This is a genomic window from Maribellus comscasis (assembly GCF_009762775.1).
Classification (GTDB): Bacteria; Bacteroidota; Bacteroidia; order Bacteroidales; family Prolixibacteraceae; genus Draconibacterium; species Draconibacterium comscasis.
Map to the genome: position 1 here is coordinate 2139667 of NZ_CP046401.1, position 19481 is coordinate 2159147.

General features: G+C 40.2%; 9 protein-coding genes (1 of these 9 running past the window's edge). 3 read left to right on the forward strand and 6 right to left on the reverse strand.

Annotated features, from left to right (window positions below):
- Positions 1 to 10977 carry the end of an HYR-like domain-containing protein gene (locus tag GM418_RS08510; protein ID WP_158865078.1) on the forward strand. Its footprint begins 22122 nt before the window's first position, so only the last 10977 of its 33099 coding nucleotides appear in the window; its start codon lies off the left edge, out of view; it ends in the stop codon at positions 10975 to 10977.
- Positions 10978 to 10983: 6 nt separating this feature from the next.
- On the opposite strand, the gene GM418_RS08515 is transcribed toward GM418_RS08510, so the two are convergent.
- The 6 genes from GM418_RS08515 to rlmH all read right to left on the reverse strand — a co-directional run bounded on the left by GM418_RS08515 (position 10984) and on the right by rlmH (position 18006).
- Positions 10984 to 11571 carry a c-type heme family protein gene (locus tag GM418_RS08515; protein ID WP_158865080.1) on the reverse strand — a complete coding sequence of 196 codons (588 nt, stop codon included), beginning with the start codon at positions 11569 to 11571 and terminating at the stop codon, positions 10984 to 10986.
- 95 nt (positions 11572 to 11666) lie between these two features.
- Positions 11667 to 12794, reverse strand: a complete 1128-nt coding sequence (locus tag GM418_RS08520) for a glycoside hydrolase family 43 protein (protein ID WP_158865082.1) — start codon at positions 12792 to 12794, stop codon at positions 11667 to 11669.
- 83 nt (positions 12795 to 12877) lie between these two features.
- Entirely contained in the window at positions 12878 to 13369 is a 492-nt protein-coding gene (locus GM418_RS08525) for a DUF6565 domain-containing protein (RefSeq protein WP_158865084.1), read from the reverse strand.
- 10 nt (positions 13370 to 13379) lie between these two features.
- On the reverse strand, positions 13380 to 13781 hold the full coding sequence (locus tag GM418_RS08530; protein WP_158865086.1) for a phosphoribosyltransferase: 402 nt from the start codon (positions 13779 to 13781) through the stop codon (positions 13380 to 13382).
- 39 nt (positions 13782 to 13820) lie between these two features.
- Positions 13821 to 17540 carry a sensor histidine kinase gene (locus tag GM418_RS08535; protein ID WP_158865088.1) on the reverse strand — a complete coding sequence of 1240 codons (3720 nt, stop codon included), beginning with the start codon at positions 17538 to 17540 and terminating at the stop codon, positions 13821 to 13823.
- Positions 17533 to 18006: a 23S rRNA (pseudouridine(1915)-N(3))-methyltransferase RlmH gene (gene rlmH / locus GM418_RS08540; RefSeq protein ID WP_158865090.1), complete on the reverse strand. Its 474-nt coding sequence runs from the start codon at positions 18004 to 18006 to the stop codon at positions 17533 to 17535. The genes GM418_RS08535 and rlmH overlap by 8 nt, the downstream gene beginning before the upstream one ends.
- Positions 18007 to 18113: 107 nt before the next feature.
- On the opposite strand from rlmH, the gene GM418_RS08545 reads away from it, so the two are divergent.
- Together GM418_RS08545 and GM418_RS08550 are read left to right on the forward strand one after the other, a co-directional pair.
- Positions 18114 to 18518, forward strand: a complete 405-nt coding sequence (locus tag GM418_RS08545; RefSeq protein ID WP_158865092.1) for a DUF4783 domain-containing protein — start codon at positions 18114 to 18116, stop codon at positions 18516 to 18518.
- Positions 18519 to 18525: 7 nt separating this feature from the next.
- Entirely contained in the window at positions 18526 to 19467 is a 942-nt protein-coding gene (locus GM418_RS08550; protein WP_158865094.1) for a YihY/virulence factor BrkB family protein, read from the forward strand.
- Positions 19468 to 19481: the final 14 nt, after the last annotated feature.

Consider the following 19481-nt stretch of genomic DNA (forward strand, 5'->3'; position numbering starts at 1 on the left):
GTCGTTACTGTAAAAGATACTGTGCCGCCTACATTGTCGTCTGCTCCCAATGATACTACCGTCTCCTGCCTGGATTTGGTACCGGCTGCTGCGACTCTGGTGGTTACTGATAATTGTTCGGATTTGGATGTTGTATTTACTGAAACCGTTTCTGACTCAATTTGCGAAAATACGCTCACTATTACACGCACATGGCATGCAGAAGACCTCTGCGGAAATGTTCTTGAAGAAACTCAGGTTATTAATGTTGTTGATACAACGGCTCCGGTATTTAACATCACTCCGAAAGATACTACAGTAACATGTGTGGATGTAGTCCCGCCGGCTTCATCCATTACTGCTACTGACGATTGTGGGGATATCCCGGTAGAGTTTACCGAAACGGTATCTGACTCTACTTGTGAAAACCTACTTACCATCACCCGGACCTGGACCGCCGCCGATGACTGTGGAAACACAGCATCGGCAACCCAGGTCGTTACTGTAAAAGATACTGTGCCGCCTACATTGTCGTCTGCTCCCAATGATACTACCGTCTCCTGCCTGGATTTGGTACCGGCTGCTGCGACTCTCGTGGTTACTGATAACTGTTCGGATTTGGATGTCGTATTTACCGAAACTGTTTCTGATTCCATTTGTGAAAACACGCTTACTATTGTCCGAACATGGACCGCCGAAGATGAGTGTGGAAACATCCTGCAGGAAGCGCAAACTATTACTGTGATTGATACCGCTGCACCGGTACTTTCGCAATATCCAACCGATACCGTTGTTGATTGTAAAGACCTCGTACCAGCGGCGCCGGTGATTACCGCAAGCGATGAGTGCGGAGACGTGCCGGTCATCTTTACTGAAATCATCTCCGATTCAGCATGCGTTAACCTGATGACCATTATCCGTACATGGACTGCCGAAGACGAATGCGGCAATATTGATTCCGCACGACAGGTCATTACTGTTATCGATACTATTCCGCCGACGCTCTCTGCAGCGCCGAACGATACCACGGTGTCCTGTCTGGATTTGGTGCCGGCTGCCGCTACTCTCGTGGTTACTGATAACTGTTCGGATTTGGATGTCGTATTTACCGAAACTGTTTCTGATTCCATTTGTGAAAACACGCTTACTATTGTCCGAACATGGACCGCCGAAGATGAGTGTGGAAACATCCTGCAGGAAGCGCAAACTATTACTGTGATTGATACCGCTGCACCGGTACTTTCGCAATATCCAACCGATACCGTTGTTGATTGTAAAGACCTCGTACCAGCGGCGCCGGTGATTACCGCAAGCGATGAGTGCGGAGACGTGCCGGTCATCTTTACTGAAATCATCTCCGATTCAGCATGCGTTAACCTGATGACCATTATCCGTACATGGACTGCCGAAGACGAATGCGGCAATATTGATTCCGCACGACAGGTCATTACTGTTATCGATACTATTCCGCCGACGCTCTCTGCAGCGCCGAACGATACGACCGTCTCCTGTCTGGATTTGGTGCCGGCTGCCGCTACTCTCGTGGTTACTGATAACTGTTCGGATTTGGATGTCGAATTTACCGAAACTGTTTCTGATTCCATTTGTGAAAACACGCTTACTATTACACGCACATGGCATGCAGAAGACCTCTGCGGAAATGTTCTTGAAGAAACTCAGGTTATTAATGTTGTTGATACAACGGCTCCGGTATTTAACATCACTCCGAAAGATACTACAGTAACATGTGTGGATGTAGTCCCGCCGGCTTCATCCATTACTGCTACTGACGATTGTGGGGATATCCCGGTAGAGTTTACCGAAACGGTATCTGACTCTACTTGTGAAAACCTACTTACCATCACCCGGACCTGGACCGCCGCCGATGACTGTGGAAACACAGCATCGGCAACCCAGGTCGTTACTGTAAAAGATACTGTGCCGCCTACATTGTCGTCTGCTCCCAATGATACTACCGTCTCCTGCCTGGATTTGGTACCGGCTGCTGCGACTCTGGTGGTTACTGATAATTGTTCGGATTTGGATGTTGTATTTACTGAAACCGTTTCTGACTCAATTTGTGAAAATACGCTCACTATTACACGCACATGGCATGCAGAAGACCTCTGCGGAAATGTTCTTGAAGAAACTCAGGTTATTAATGTTGTTGATACAACGGCTCCGGTATTTAACATCACTCCGAAAGATACTACTGTAACATGTGTGGATGTAGTCCCGCCGGCTTCATCCATTACTGCTACTGACGATTGTGGGGATATCCCGGTAGAGTTTACCGAAACGGTATCTGACTCTACTTGTGAAAACCTACTTACCATCACCCGGACCTGGACCGCCGCCGATGACTGTGGAAACACAGCATCGGCAACCCAGGTCGTTACTGTAAAAGATACTGTGCCGCCTACATTGTCGTCTGCTCCCAATGATACTACCGTCTCCTGCCTGGATTTGGTACCGGCTGCTGCGACTCTCGTGGTTACTGATAACTGTTCGGATTTGGATGTCGTATTTACCGAAACTGTTTCTGATTCCATTTGTGAAAACACGCTTACTATTGTCCGAACATGGACCGCCGAAGATGAGTGTGGAAACATCCTGCAGGAAGCGCAAACTATTACTGTGATTGATACCGCTGCACCGGTACTTTCGCAATATCCAACCGATACCGTTGTTGATTGTAAAGACCTCGTACCAGCGGCGCCGGTGATTACCGCAAGCGATGAGTGCGGAGACGTGCCGGTCATCTTTACTGAAATCATCTCCGATTCAGCATGCGTTAACCTGATGACCATTATCCGTACATGGACTGCCGAAGACGAATGCGGCAATATTGATTCCGCACGACAGGTCATTACTGTTATCGATACTATTCCGCCGACGCTCTCTGCAGCGCCGAACGATACGACCGTCTCCTGTCTGGATTTGGTGCCGGCTGCCGCTACTCTCGTGATTACTGATAACTGTTCGGATTTGGATGTCGAATTTACCGAAACTGTTTCTGATTCCATTTGTGAAAACACGCTTACTATTACACGCACATGGCATGCAGAAGACCTCTGCGGAAATGTTCTTGAAGAAACTCAGGTTATTAATGTTGTTGATACAACGGCTCCGGTATTTAACATCACTCCGAAAGATACTACAGTAACATGTGTGGATGTAGTCCCGCCGGCTTCATCCATTACTGCTACTGACGATTGTGGGGATATCCCGGTAGAGTTTACCGAAACGGTATCTGACTCTACTTGTGAAAACCTACTTACCATCACCCGGACCTGGACCGCCGCCGATGACTGTGGAAACACAGCATCGGCAACCCAGGTCGTTACTGTAAAAGATACTGTGCCGCCTACATTGTCGTCTGCTCCCAATGATACTACCGTCTCCTGCCTGGATTTGGTACCGGCTGCTGCGACTCTGGTGGTTACTGATAATTGTTCGGATTTGGATGTTGTATTTACTGAAACCGTTTCTGACTCAATTTGCGAAAATACGCTCACTATTACACGCACATGGCATGCAGAAGACCTCTGCGGAAATGTTCTTGAAGAAACTCAGGTTATTAATGTTGTTGATACAACGGCTCCGGTATTTAACATCACTCCGAAAGATACTACAGTAACATGTGTGGATGTAGTCCCGCCGGCTTCATCCATTACTGCTACTGACGATTGTGGGGATATCCCGGTAGAGTTTACCGAAACGGTATCTGACTCTACTTGTGAAAACCTACTTACCATCACCCGGACCTGGACCGCCGCCGATGACTGTGGAAACACAGCATCGGCAACCCAGGTCGTTACTGTAAAAGATACTGTGCCGCCTACATTGTCGTCTGCTCCCAATGATACTACCGTCTCCTGCCTGGATTTGGTACCGGCTGCTGCGACTCTGGTGGTTACTGATAATTGTTCGGAACTCGAAGTTGAGTTTACAGAAACCGTTTCCGATTCAATTTGTGAAAATACACTTACCATTACACGTACATGGCATGCTGAAGACCTCTGCGGAAATGTTCTTGAAGAAACTCAGGTAATCAATGTTATTGATACTTCCAAGCCAGTATTTAATATGACTTCGAAAGATACTACTGTAACATGTCTGGATGTAGTCCCGCCGGCTCCATCTATTACTGCTACTGACGAGTGTGGGTATATCCCGGTAGATTTCACCGAAACGGTGTCAGATTCTACATGTGAAAACCTGCTTATCATCACCCGGACCTGGACCGCCGCCGATGACTGTGGAAACACAGCATCGGCAACCCAGGTCGTTACTGTAAAAGATACTGTGCCGCCTACATTGTCGTCTGCTCCCAATGATACTACCGTCTCCTGCCTGGATTTGGTACCGGCTGCTGCGACTCTGGTGGTTACTGATAATTGTTCGGAACTCGAAGTTGAGTTTACAGAAACCGTTTCCGATTCAATTTGTGAAAATACACTTACCATTACACGTACATGGCATGCTGAAGACCTCTGCGGAAATGTTCTTGAAGAAACTCAGGTAATCAATGTTATTGATACTTCCAAGCCAGTATTCTCATTTATATACCATGATACAACATTAACGTGTACCGACAATATACCACCAGCCTCAGCAATTACAGCAACAGATGATTGCGGATACATTCCGGTGGATTATAATGAAACAATATCTGATTCTACATGTGTCAACTTGCTTGAGGTTACAAGAACGTGGACTGCAACAGACGACTGTGGAAATACTACCACGTTCACACAAGTAGTAACGGTAAAAGACACCGTGCCTCCAGTATTCTTTACAGTTCCTACAGATACTACACTTTCTTGTATAGATGAAGTTCCGGTTGCACCCGTACTAACGGCATACGATGATTGTGGCGTCGTTCCGGTTACTTTTAAAGAAACAATATCCGATTCAGTCTGTTACAATCGCCTTCAGTTGATAAGAACATGGAAAGCAGAAGACGATTGTGGTAATTCATATACCGCAACACAGACTATTACAGTAATTGATACGACAACACCACTAATAGAATGTCCTCCCGAATTGCTTGTTCCTATAGGAGAGGAAATTCCAAATCCATACGCAACTATTCAGGAATTTATTGCAGCAGGCGGGAACGTAACCGATGATTGTGGAAATACCGCTCAAATATCCATCGCGGTTCAATTTGAAAACAGAATTACCGGCAATCTGGTTGACACATTAATCGTTACTTATGAGTTCTCAGACGAATGCGGAAATACAGCTACCTGCGAACAAGTCATCATTATCGAAACAGATCCAGGTACTGAAATAACTTGTCCGGGTAACGTAACAAGCGCTTGCTACGGTGAGGCGCCTATCCCGTATCAAACACTTGATGAATTCATTGCAGAAGGAGGATCTGTAACAAGCAAATGTGGTATTGATTCTTCCAGCTTCGCATTAGTAGGTCAAATTTCAGATGGAAAGAAATGCCCGGAAATAATTGACCGCTATTATCAAATAAGTGATACCTGTGGAAACTCCGTGGTTTGTATTCAGAGTATTACCATAAACGATACCATTCCTCCGGAAATTAACTGTCCTCCGGGATTTACAGTAGAAGTTGGAGAAACAACTCCAGCTAAATATTCAAGTTATGCAGAATTTGTTAGCGAAGGAGGTTTAGCTTCCGACAATTGCGGATTCGATGCCGGTTCTTTCCACTTACTTGTTGAGCTTATTACAACCAATATTGCAGCGGATACACTCACGCGTATATACGAAATCGCTGACTCGTGTGGTAATACTTCAGTATGCGAACAGGCTATCATTATTCAAAATGATCTGAACCTCAATTTTGATTGCCCGGGAGAAACAGAAATACTGGTAGACTGTATTGACGATATTCCCAAACCGTACAGCAACTTTAGCAGTTTCATCAACTCCGGAGGTTCGGCTTCCAGTGACTGTGGAATTATCGAAGAAACATTTACCGTATTAAGCGAAGTATCAGACGATAATAAATGTCCTGAAAAGATTATCCGTACATACGAAGTTCAGGATTCTTGCGGCAATCCGATTACTTGTTCAACGGTATTTGTTGTTTACGACAATAAAGCACCAACACTAACTTGTTTACCCGATACTACCATTGAAGTTGGCGGAAGTGTTCCGGCAATAATCACCGACTACGATGCATTTGTAACTGCCGGAGGCTCGGCTTCTGACAATTGCGGAATAGTAGAAGAATCATTTAATTGGATAAGCGATGTCTCAGATGGAAATGAGTTCCCCGAAACCATTACCCGCACGTATGAAATTTCTGATTCGTGTGGTGGTAGTGCAACTTGCGAACAACTAATAATTATTGAAGGTGATGCCCAAATAACAACAAGTTGCCCTGATGAAGTTGCAGTATCATGTTTTGGAGATGTTCCACCTCCATTTGCAAACTACTCCGATTTTACTGATGCGGGTGGCCTGGTATATAGTGCCTGTGGAATTAACACCAGCACTTTTAGTCTGATCGGCCAAATAAGCAGTTCAGAGTCCTGCCCAACAACAATTACCAGAAATTATGCAGTACAAGACTCTTGTGGCAACTTATTAATCTGTTCTCAATATATTGTTGTTGATGACCAAATTACACCGAACCTGGAATGTCCGCCAAACGAGACGATATTCCCGGGTGAAAGTTATGCTCCTTATGTAAATTATACTGAATTTGTGAATGCAGGAGGATATGCTACAGACGATTGTGGCATAGTAAAAGCGACATTCCACCTGAGTTATGAAAGCTACGTAAGCACCGATCCTCAAATTATAACAAGAACATATTTAATAGAAGACTCATGTGGTAATATCGGTTCATGTTCCCAGCAACTGATCGTTTATAAAACCTCTGATTTGCAATTAATTTGTCCGTCGACATTGGTAATAAGCTGCGGATTAGAGGCCATCCCGGCACATTACGATAGGTATGAGGACTATGTAGCTGCCGGGGGAATTGCCATCAGCTCCCCTTATCCGATAGACGAGTCCACGTTCAAATTTGAAGGAGAAGAAACAGACGCGAAAACATGCCCTGAAACGATAACAAGAACCTATTCTATAGAAAATACCAACGGAGAAAAAGTTACATGTCAACAACTTATTATAATAAACGATATTACCCCGCCTAATCTTTTTATATATTCCAAAACGGTAAATTGTAACGATATTCCTCCTGAATATACAAACTTAAGTATGCTAAGGGCGAACAATGGGGACGCTAATGACGAATGCGGTTTAAATACTTCAAGTTTAAAACTGATTAATGAATCGAGCGACGGGAAAAAATGTCCTGAAACAATTGTCAGAACGTACCAAATTGAAGATCTTTGCGGGAATGTAACGCGTTTGAATGAATATATTTATGTGGTAGACAATACTCCTCCAAATATTGTTAAAGGAATACCTGCCGTTACCGAAAATTGTGAAGTTCCTGAGCCGCTTAACAGTTACAATGAATTTTATCAGGCAGGCGGACTCGTAATAGACAACTGCGGAAGCTTTAAAATGGAGTATATAGGTGATGTAAATCCTAATGAAAACTGTCCTAAAACAATAAATCGAATATATAGGTTTACTGATGATTGTGGCAACTATACCGACTATATTCATAAAATCACAATTGAAGACCAAATTCCTCCTGTGGTTATACAACAACCAAATGATACGACCACAATTTGTGCACGCAGTTCCTTAAACTCCTATGCCGATTTTGTTAACTATGGCGGCATTGTTGAAGATAATTGTGGAATAGACACAAGTAGTTTTATCCTCGTCAAACAGGAAGATTCCGGCGAATTAGTTTGTCCGAAAACTTACACAAATACCTATCGAATTTATGATTACTGTGGCAATTATGTTTCGTTTACACATAAAGTTTTTGTGACCGATACAGAGCCGCCAATATTAACATGTCCTCCGGATACTGGTTTCGAGGCGAATTCACCTCCACCCGAAGCATTCGACAACTACAATGAATTTTCCAACGCCGGTGGTGAAGCATCAGATAACTGTGCTATTGACGCGGGTTCTTTCCGGCTGGTTTCAATGGAGACAGCTCAAACCATTTGTGCTGAAATTTATATTTTCACATACGAAATATCCGACTTCTGTGGTAATACAGCAAGTTGTGTTCACACAGTGGGAATAGGCGATATTATTCCACCAGTATTGAAATGCCCGCCAAATACAACTGTTGCCTGTCCAGAAGATGCACCGCCTATTTTCCAGACTTTTGAAGATTTTGTAGCAGCCGGAGGCATTGCCTATGACAATGAAGATCTCGATGTTCTGAGTTTTGAATTTGTTGAAGAAAGCTATTCCGATACAATATGTCCGAGGGATATTATCAGAACCTATCAAATAAGCGATCAATGTGACAATGTTTCAACATGTGAACACATTATTAGGGTTACAGACGATGTTCCTCCCGAAATTAGTTGTCCTCCGGGAGTAACCGCCGAGTGCGTTTCAGATGCTCCGCCTGAATATCAAACTGTCACGGAGTTTATAAACGCCGGTGGCTCCGTCAGTGATAATTGTTCAATTGATTCCTCATCGTTCAGAATGTTATATGCTGAAAGTGTTCAAAGCAATCAAGGAAATGAATTTCTGAGGTGGTACGCTGTTCAGGACAACTGTGGAAATATCTCATTCTGCTCACAATCAATACGATTAACCGATATAATTCCTCCGGTTGCTGTCTGCAACGAAATCTCAGTTTATCTTGATGAAAACGGAGAAGCAGTTATTACTGATATTGAGCTTACAGAAATTGCCAGTGGCTCTTCAGATAATTGTACTCCTTTTGGCTCACTTAACTTAAACACCAACCGAACTGAATTTGACTGTACTCAACTCGGAACCGCCCAACAAATTAATATTTTTGTAACCGACGAGGCAAGTAATACATCTCAGTGTACAGCAAGCATAATTATTGAAGATACAATACCTCCTGTTGCTTCCTGTACAGATACGATGGTTTATCTGGATGAAAATGGAAATGCGAACCTGAATGTTAGTATGATAAATAATCTATCATTTGATAATTGTGGTTTTGACACGATTTATGTCTCACCTTCAACGTTGGATTGTTCGGCTACCGGAGATAATTTTGTTACCTTAACGGTAGTCGACAAATATTCAAATATATCGGAATGTACAGCTAAAGTTACCGTAAAAGATACCACAGCGCCAAGAGTAATTTGCAAAGACATTACGGTACAACTCGACCTTGAAGCATCATACTCTTTAGAAGCTGACGAAATTATTTTAGATGCTTTTGATGAATGTGGCATTGACAGTGTGAGCCTGAATCAATTCGACTTTAGCTGCGACGACATTGGAAATATCTTTGTAACAGTTACAGTAGCCGACTATAACAACAATACGTCAGCATGTACCGCAGCTGTTGAAGTAATTGGCAACGTTGCACCAATCGCTGAAAACGACACAGCTTATACAGTTCAAAATACGAGTGTTGTAGTTAACGTTGCCAACAACGATTACGATACCAAAACCAATGTGCTCTCATCATCAGTAAGGGCGTTATTTAGCCCGGCAAATGGTGTTGCAGAGGTTAATCCCGTTACTGGTTATATTACCTATACTCCAAATCCGGGATTTAAAGGTACCGATGTTGTTGCTTATTCGATATGCGACGATGGGATTCCATGTATGCCGATGTGTGCGCAGGCATTATTAGTTATTCATGTACTTGCACCAAACGAAGCACCGGTTGCCGAAGATGATAACTTCAGGCTTCTTTGTCATACCCTGGAAGGAGATGTTACAAATAATGATTATGACCCCGATTCACATATTCTCGTAGTTGACACAACTCCGGTTGTTGATGTGAACCACGGAACATTGATCCTGGATCCAGCCGGAACATTCATTTATCAACCCGATGAAAACTTCCTGGGAATTGACAGCTTCACATACATACTTTGTGACATCGGTATTCCGGCATTGTGCGACACTGCTACCGCTTATATTGAAATTCTTCCTGATAATGATTGCGACGGAATCACTGACTGGGATGATATTGACGACGATAACGATGGAATTCTGGATATTGTAGAAGGAGATCAAACTATTGATACTGACGGAGATGGTATTTTCGACAGCTTTGACATTGATTCCGATAACGACGGTATTCCTGACAATATTGAAGGACAGGGTGAAACGACTTACATTCCGCCAACAGGTTCTGATAGCGATAACGACGGATGGGATAACGCTTATGACCCGGACAATGGAGGAACTCAATTCAACCCAGTCAATACAGACGGGGACGAAAAACCGGATTATCTGGATATCGATACGGATGACGATGGTGTCTTTGACTATATTGAAGGACACGATATTGATGCAGATGGGATACCGGACGAATCCAGATTCTACACCGACTCAGACCAAGACGGCTTGGATGACGCATACGATATTTACGATGATCAACTCATTCCTTCAACACCGTACAACGAAACAGGAAGTAACGCTCCTCTCCAGGATTTTGACGGTGACGGGAAACGCGATTGGAGAGATACCAACGACGATGAAGACGAATTCCTGACATACGATGAGGACTGGAATGGAGATGGAGACTTTAGTAACGACGATATGGATCTGGACGGACATCCGGACTACCTGGATGTGGAAACAGATTGTTCTTTATTCATCCCCGATGCATTCTCACCAAATGGCGATGGTGTTCACGATTTCTTCCAAATATTCTGTATCCAGCGTTATCCCGAAGCCAAGTTAATGATATTTAACCGCTCAGGAAACAAACTGTTTGAAAAAGAACATTACGGTAATCTGGAATACTGGGGTTCCGACGAAACCGCATGGTGGTGGGGTACTTCTGAAGCTAAATTAACTTTGGGTGGAGGCACCTTGCCGGCCGGTACTTATGTTTATATACTGGAACTGGGCAATGGAGATGTCAAGACCGGTACTGTATTCCTTAACAGGTAATTTGATCTAATTGGCTTCAAACTCTATTTTCCACATCCCGCGGAAATCATTTAACTTGTAACCCGTTGCCAAATCTGACGGATACAAATTATGAAGTTTTTTATTTGTTAATTGATCAATTTCTTCTCCAACGGTTCCGTGACATTTTAAACAAGCGGGTAGTGCAATTCTGATAGGTTTGTAAAATACAAACCCTTCGGAACTCTGAATCAGAGTATCGTTTACCCTATCAGCAGCTTGTGTCGAATAATGTGCCCACAAACTTCTATCCGTTTCATTTTGAAGTGTATTTCCCGGATTTCGGTTCTTTTCTGAAACACGGAAAATATCACAATGATTGACCCGATTCAAACTGTCGATTATTGCAGAAGCTTTCAGATTACAAAATTCAACAGCATGTTCAGCTCCTCCCTGCTGAATTGCTTTTCCAACATTCGCAAGCAAAACACCTTGTGCCAGATTGGAAATATCATTTCCCTTCTGCAAATAATTTGAATATACATCAGGGGTGATATTTTCCTTTTGGGAGGAACGGGAATTACACGATATCAAAACAACCAAGGCAACAAAAACGGCAGCAAAATTTTTATTCATAACATAACTATTTCCACATGAAATATCAAGTTATAAAAATGCTGCGACAAATAAAACAACCTAATATTTTTAAAACGGTGTTTCCCAAAAATCGCTTAGTCAAAAAAACTTAAATCCCATTCATCTTTCCATTCCAAAAAAGGAGTACCGTCCTTTTTAAATTGAACAGGTAACCATATGTAGCGACCATCAATTGCGTTTTGAGGTCTCCATCTGTCGGCCATAAAAATGAAGGCATCTTTTTTCCCCTGAACCGGCAAAATAAATGTACTTTGAGAATGAAATGTTAAATCTTTGTCCTCTCCAATACAAGGATTCTCAACATACTCCCACTCTCCCATTACAGAGTCGGAAACCAGTAATCGGGCAGCATTCGGATCCCAGCCGGTACAACCAGAGGTAATCATATAATATTTCCCATTGCGTCTAAAAATTGAAGGAGCCTCATTATGACCGGTTGGCAAAACCCTGATGTACTTGCCTGTAAAATCGGTATAATCTTCGGTCAGTTCAGCAATATGCAAAGTCAGATTTTCCTCGGATGCGTGAATATGGTATGCCGTTCCGTCCTCATCAATATAAAGTGTCATATCCCTCGCCATTTGGCCTTTTTCAAAATCGCGGTGAACAAACATGCCTTCTTTCACGGCTTTTAACCACTCGTCGGTCCAGCCTTCCAAATTGTTTGGAAAAGCTTTCTTTTTTAATTCGTCGCTGTAACCTGCAGGCCATTTACCGGCATTTGGATTCAAGGCTTTTAAAAAAGTATAGGGTCCGGCTGGCGTATCGGCAACAGCAACTCCGGTTTGAGCGGCACTATAGCCCTGCCCTTTTAGCTCAAGATGAAACCAAAGTACAAATTTTTCCGTGTTTTTATTAAAAATTACTTTGGGGCGCTCAATTACACAGCCGACAGTAATCGGACTGTCAGGATCATCGCTGACATTTAATGCAATCCCTTCATCTTTCCAGTTGTATAAATCTTCTGAAGAATAGCAGTGCACACCAACTCTTGCCTGGTTTCCGCGCCTCCCTTCAACTTTATGCTCGCCAAACCAGTAATATTTCCCTTCAAAAAAAAGGACTCCTCCGCCATGTGCATTTATATGAACACCATTATCATCGGGCCACACTTCTCCGGGCTTAAAAGATTTTGAATCTTGCTTAAAAGAAAAAAATGATAAGACAAAAAACGACAATAAAAAAAACTTAACAAACTTCATTTTGAGTTGATTTGGATTACACGATAAAATTAAGAATTTACAGAAGAGTTGATTTAAAAACTCCTTTTTATCCAATACAATTTTCAGAACCTGTTGTCAATTTCCTCCAAAATATCCTCCACAACTTTAACGGCAGAATCGCCTATTTCCTTCAAACCATCCATTACCTTTTCAACATCCTCATCTAAATCTTTTTCGATATATTCGTCAATTTTATCCTTTATCTCATCTACATCTTCTCTTTTTAAGCTTTTAAGCAAATCGGAAATCACACTTGGCTCTTTTAGATTCTGGTACTCCAGTTTTAACGTAAGAACTTCAATTTTTTCATTGCTTGTGAGCTCCTCTTTAAAATCGTCGTACCATTTGTCGCTGTACTGCGTAAAACGTTTATCAGCCCATTCCCAGTCTCCTTTGGTATAATCGTCATGGTACTTTTTTACCCGCTCAACAAAATCTCTGAAATTTTGAAGGTAAGCTTCCTTATCGGCCGGCTTTTGGCAGCTATTGGAAACAACAAGAATGAGAGAAACAAAAACGAAACGAAGGCCATTTTTTCTAAAACTTGAATTCATTTTTAACGAATTAATACACCTTCCAGGGCCATTTTACACAATCCTTAATTTCCGGGAATAAAATATAGTCTGCTTTCCCTTTCATTGCAAGGGTTTTAACATCAAGTCCTTTTAGCTGTTCCAACGCCGCATTCATTGTTTTCCCGGAAACTGACACGTCATCAACCAGAAGTATTTTTTTCCCTTCCAACTCCATTTCCGGCTTTTTTAGAATAACCGGTTTATCGTAACGAGGATTATTATTTTCGTCACGATAGTTTAATACCACAACCTGAAGTTCGGTTTTTAAATGAAAAGCTACTAAACTTGCCGGTACAATTCCTCCCGATCCAATCCCGATAACCAGATCAACCTCCGGCAAATCCATATTTTTTAACCGTTCTGATATTTCAATAAATGATAATGGAACCATATCAAATTATTTCGTTCTTATAATTCAAAAATAAAAAAACTAACTTATTTGTTTTTCCTCACTATAAACGGGAATTTCAATAAAAAAAGTAGTTCCCTTTCCCATTTTTGTCTCAAACCACACTTTCCCTGAAAAATTCTCAACAATATTTTTAACGATTGCCAGTCCAAGTCCCATACCACTCGATTTTGTTGTAAAACTTGGGCTAAACAGTTTTTCTCTTAACTCTACCGGGACTCCGGTTCCGTTATCGGAAACTGAAACAACAGCCATGTGCTCACGTCTGTTCAACAGAATATTAATTTTTCCTTTCCTTGTTTCCGGAACCGACTGAATGCCATTTTTAACCAGATTTATGATAGCTCTTGACAGCTGTTCACGATCTGCATGCACCATAAGGTTTTCTAATCCATTCGAATTAAATTCAATACTCACATCCTCGTGTGTTTCAAACAAGGCAAGGACTTTATGAAGTTGCTCAGCAAGCTTAAACACCTGGTTTCGTGCTGTTGGAATTTTAGCAAAATTTGAAAACTCAGTTGCAATATTTGACAGGTTGTCAATCTGTTCAATCAAAGTGGCAGTAACGCGTTCAATATATTCGTTATACTCCTTCCCCTCTCCCTTGGTTCGTTGTAAATGCTGAATATTCAACTTCATCGGGGTGAGTGGATTTTTAATCTCATGTGCAATTTGTTTCGCCATTTCGCGCCAGGCTGATTCACGTTCTGAACGCGCCAGCAAATCAGCACTAATGGCCAGCTCTTCTACTTTTTTATTGTATTCCTTGACTAAACTTCCAATTTCATCCTGTCTGCTGTATACAATGGGTTTGTTTTGTTTGCCCAACTCCATTTTCTGGAGGTTTTCCTGAATAACCACCAAAGGTCTGGTAATCTGATTGGAAATAAAAACGGCAACAATAATACTAGCCAGTAACAGCAAAACATATAAATTAATAAACGCCACAATAAAAGTTGAAATCTCCTGGCTGTAGTTATCCTGCCTGATAAAATACGGTAGGTTTATAATTCCCAGATAATCTCCCCTGTAGTTTACAATGGGGCGGTACGCTGACAAATAGGATAATTCTCCAATTCTTTCGGGTTGAAAATAACTGATCTGAAAATTCCCCAGAATCTCATAATATGCTTGCGCATTTATCCGTGTTGAAACCAGTCCTCTGTTATAGATTTCAAAACGCGATGATGAAATTAAACTCCCGTCGTTACCATAAATATTGACATCCGTTCGGAAAATGTTTGATAGTTTTGTCAATTCGTTATCCATCCAGTCCTGCAAATCATCAGTTATTTCATTTACCGCTTCAAGCCGCATATCTATTTCTTCGGCAATCGACTTCATTTTCTCATCCAGATCATTTCTGTGTTTTGTTTTGTACCTGTCAATATTATAAAAGATGGTTGCCAGGGCAACTACCAAAAGAGAAACAAACACGATTGAAATGATTGCTGCCTGTATTTTAAATTTCAAATCGAAATTAACACGCCGTTTTCTTATCGATTTGCTCCCAATCAGCAGTAAAACCATCACTGAGAGGAAATAGAACACAAACAAATAGGGGAAAGAAATAAGATAATCAACAATAGTAAAAAGTTCGCGCGAAACAATCACATAATTATCTTCCCTTGTATTGTATATAAGATGTTCCATTCCATCCCATTTCTTAAACGTATATTCCTGATCGGTAATAAAAGAAAAATCATCATCAGAAGACAATTCCAAATATCGATCGACGTATGAATTGTAATTGTAATCGCCATATTTATCAGTCAGTTCTCCCCCATAATATTTTGCATAACTAAACTTTTTATAGTCGTCAGGTTTCATCATCGATTTATCTATCAACAACTCCGGAAACCCAATCCCTTCAAAAAGTAAATCAGAATCTATATTTATAAAAATAGACCCCTCACTACTGTATTTTAATCGCCCGGTATATGAAATACGACCGTTCATATTATCCATAAAATAAAAGTCAGTGCCCTGAATTTGTATCCCCTGACTTTTTATCAAATCCTCAAAAAACGGGAAACAATCTAAAGTGTCTCCTATTTCAGGACGGAACAATTTGTCTTCCGGATAACAGACCCAAATATCAACAATATACTTTCTGAAATAACTGTTAAAATAAGTTTCAAGCAAATAGTTTTCTATTCTCTCCTGAGCTTTGTCCCTATCCTCGAACAAAAGCTGCATTATGTTCTCATCTACTCTGATTTGTTCCTGAATCTCTGTTAAAAAAACTTCGGCAGCAGGATCGTGTTCGGCAACTAAAGTTACGGCTAACAATTTTTGGTGTCCGCGCTCCTTAACAATGGTTGTATGATATATTATCAGAAGTGAATAAATGGCCGTTACAGAAACAAAAATAATTAAATAACTTAACGTAAATTTCTGCAAATAATTTTTCCCAAAAAGTATTGCCAGATTTGCCGAAACAATAAAAAAAACCAAAACTGTGTAATATATTTTATGAACAGAAATAAGTTGAATAAGTGCCAGGAATACTACTATAAGGAGGACGATACCAGCAAATTCGAGATACTTAAAATCATTTTTTGCCTGTAAATTAATCCGGATTGTAAAAAATAGTACCGCCAGTAATAACAAGCCCACGGCAAAAATCCCCAAAACACTTTGAGCCGAAATTTCTGTTATTTTATTAAAAGAAAAAGAAAGGGTAGAATTAAGAATCAATTTTTGAATGTAATAATTCACCAGCAGATATAAACTTGCTGCAAAAAGAAGCAACAGAGTAATTACAAATTTCCTTGAAAGTTTTGAATCTTCATGTAATTCCTGAATATCCAGATCCGTTGCGAAGTTGTACATCCAGAAAAAGAAAAACATAGCAAACAAAACATAATCTCCCAGCGAGGGGAGCCAGTTACTTAATCCAAAATACTCGGGACTAAAAAATTGGAGATGAAAGAAAACTTTGGGAATTTGAAAAATCAGGTGTAGCCAGTAAACAACAAATAACGTGGTAGCCAGCGCAAAAAGTTTCAGAAAAAAAGATGCTGTAGATTCAACAAATTCTTTTCGGAAATAGAACAGCAAAATAAACAAGCCAAACAAATAAATAATTCCCGGGTAATAAAGTTGCTTTGTGGTACACAAATATTGCCCGGCAGGTAAAATTGAAAAAAGAAATTCGCCATTTTTATTAAAAATGTGCGGCAGTTTCTCTGTTTTGTTTTCAATTATATCATAATCCTCTGGCAGGTTATACTTTTCGAGAAAAATATTTTTTAGATATTTATTTTCGTAGTAAAAGTTTCTTTTGATTAATTGTAAACCCAGAATATCAGCAGAATCAACTTGAAGCGATTGAACCAAATAATAACCATTTGGCAATTTTACAAATCCATCCAGATTTTCAAATTGTGTAATTGAATCATAAAATGAAAGAGAACGGTCTGACCAGTATTCAAGTTCACCTGAAAAGTACATCAAAAAACCAACCCCTTCCTTTTCGAGCAGTAAATTATTGTTATTAAGGTAATCGTTTAGCTCCCCCCAGTAATCATCCTCATTTATGATTCTGGAAATATCCTTTAAATTCATTTCGAGGCGATTTTCATCAGCAATCAGTTGTTCCTGAAAATCTGCTATCAGCCTTTCCTCGGGGTGCAGGCTCAACAGGCCATTCTCTATTATAGCGGCAGAGACAAATAAGCAAATTGCAAGAACAAGAAAAAAATATTTATTTAGCTTCAGCAGCATATTAGTCATGATGATATGGTTCGCCTTTTATAATGGTAAAAGCCCTGTAAATTTGCTCAACGCACAAAAGTCGCGCCATTTGATGCGAAAATGTTAGTCGGGACAAAGAAATTTTTGAATTTGCCTGTTTGTATACTTCATTTGAAAAACCGTATGGCCCTCCAATTACAAATACCACTTCTTTCAGGCCGCTAACCATCTTTTTTTCAATAAACCTGGCAAACTCTCTCGATGAAAACATTTTTCCTCCTTCATCAAATAAATGAATCTCTTTTCCTGAGTAATCTTTAGAAAGAATAAGCTTACCTTCCATTGTTTTTTGCTGAGAAGTAGTTAGATTTTTAGCATTTTTTATGTCCGCTATAATTTGTATTTCAAAAGAAACATAATGCTTTAAACGCTTTGTATATTCTTCAATTGCCTGTTTTATATATATTTTATCTGTTTTACCTACAACCAATAAAGTAAGCTTCATTCCGTTAATTGAATTTTAATTTTATAAATTTACGCTAAAATTAAGTGTATAATTTGTTTTTGCACAGTTTTTGCTTACTGATTGGCACTTGATAAATGAAAAAGGATATGACCAAAACAAAAAAACTAATATTTTCAACTTTTCTGATTACAGGAATGGTGTTTACATCTCTGTTTTGCCAGGCGCAGGTTCCCGATGAAATTGTATTGGGTTTTAAAAAAGGCGATGTAAAAATACTTTCGCGCTATTTTAACCAAAACGTTGAATTGATTGTTCTTGAAAATGAAAAAGTATACAGCAAAGCGCAGGCTCAGCAAATTGTAGGAAATTTTTTCAATAATTATTTTCCCGAAGAGTTTACCGTTATTCATAATAGTAACAGTAACAAAGAAGGTGCAAAGGCCGTTATAGGGAAATTAATAACAGCGAAAGGAAATTTCAGAGTGTATTTTCTTTTAAAACAAAACGATGGGAAAGAATATATTCATCAACTAAGAATTGAAAAACAATGACAGACCTGTGAAAGTAGGCTTTTTAAATGTATCTCGTTTTAAAAAGATTGGGGAGAAAATAGTTGAAAAAGCACAAAAAGTATCACTCCCGTTTTTTGATGGTGTCCCGATTTACAATGTAGCTTTATTTTTTTGGCGGAGTATTGTTGACGGGGCAATCACAACCCGTGCATCTGCTATTGCGTTTTCATTTTTTGTTGCTTTTTTCCCTTTTGTAATTTTCTTGTTTACATTAATACCCTACATTCCAATTGAAAATTTTCAGAACGAACTTCTATTATTGATTAAAGAAGTAGTTCCGGGAAGTACTTTTACTACGATAGAGGAAACGTTAACCACTATATTAAAACAACCCAGAGGAGACTTGCTTTCTTTTGGTTTTTTTGCCGCTCTGATTTTCTCTACCAACGGGCTCGCATCAATGATGAGTGCGTTCGATGCTACAGTACACAGCATTTATCGCCGGAAATGGTTTAGCCAGAGAATCGCAGCCATTGTTCTTCTTTTTATACTGTCGGTTCTTTTAACTATAGCGATTGCACTGTTAACCGGTGGACAATGGTTGATTAACTATCTGCAGGACTCAAGCATTTTAAGAGACTCCTTTACCGTTTACCTTTTAACTTTTGGGAAATGGGTAATTACCATATTTCTATTCTTTTTTGCATACTCTTTTTTATATTACATGGCTCCGGCCCGAAAAACAAAATGGAGATTTATATCGGCCGGTGGAACATTGGCTACCGTACTAAGCATTATAACAATAGCAAGTTTTACCTATTATATCAACAATTTTAGCCGCTATAATATTCTATATGGCTCAATAGGAACACTGTTAATAATACTTCTGTTAATGTATGTTATGTCACTGATTCTATTGGTGGGTTTTGAGCTAAATGCCAGTATTTACCAGGCACATACCGAAAAAGAAGAAGAAAATATAATATAAAATCGAAATACCGG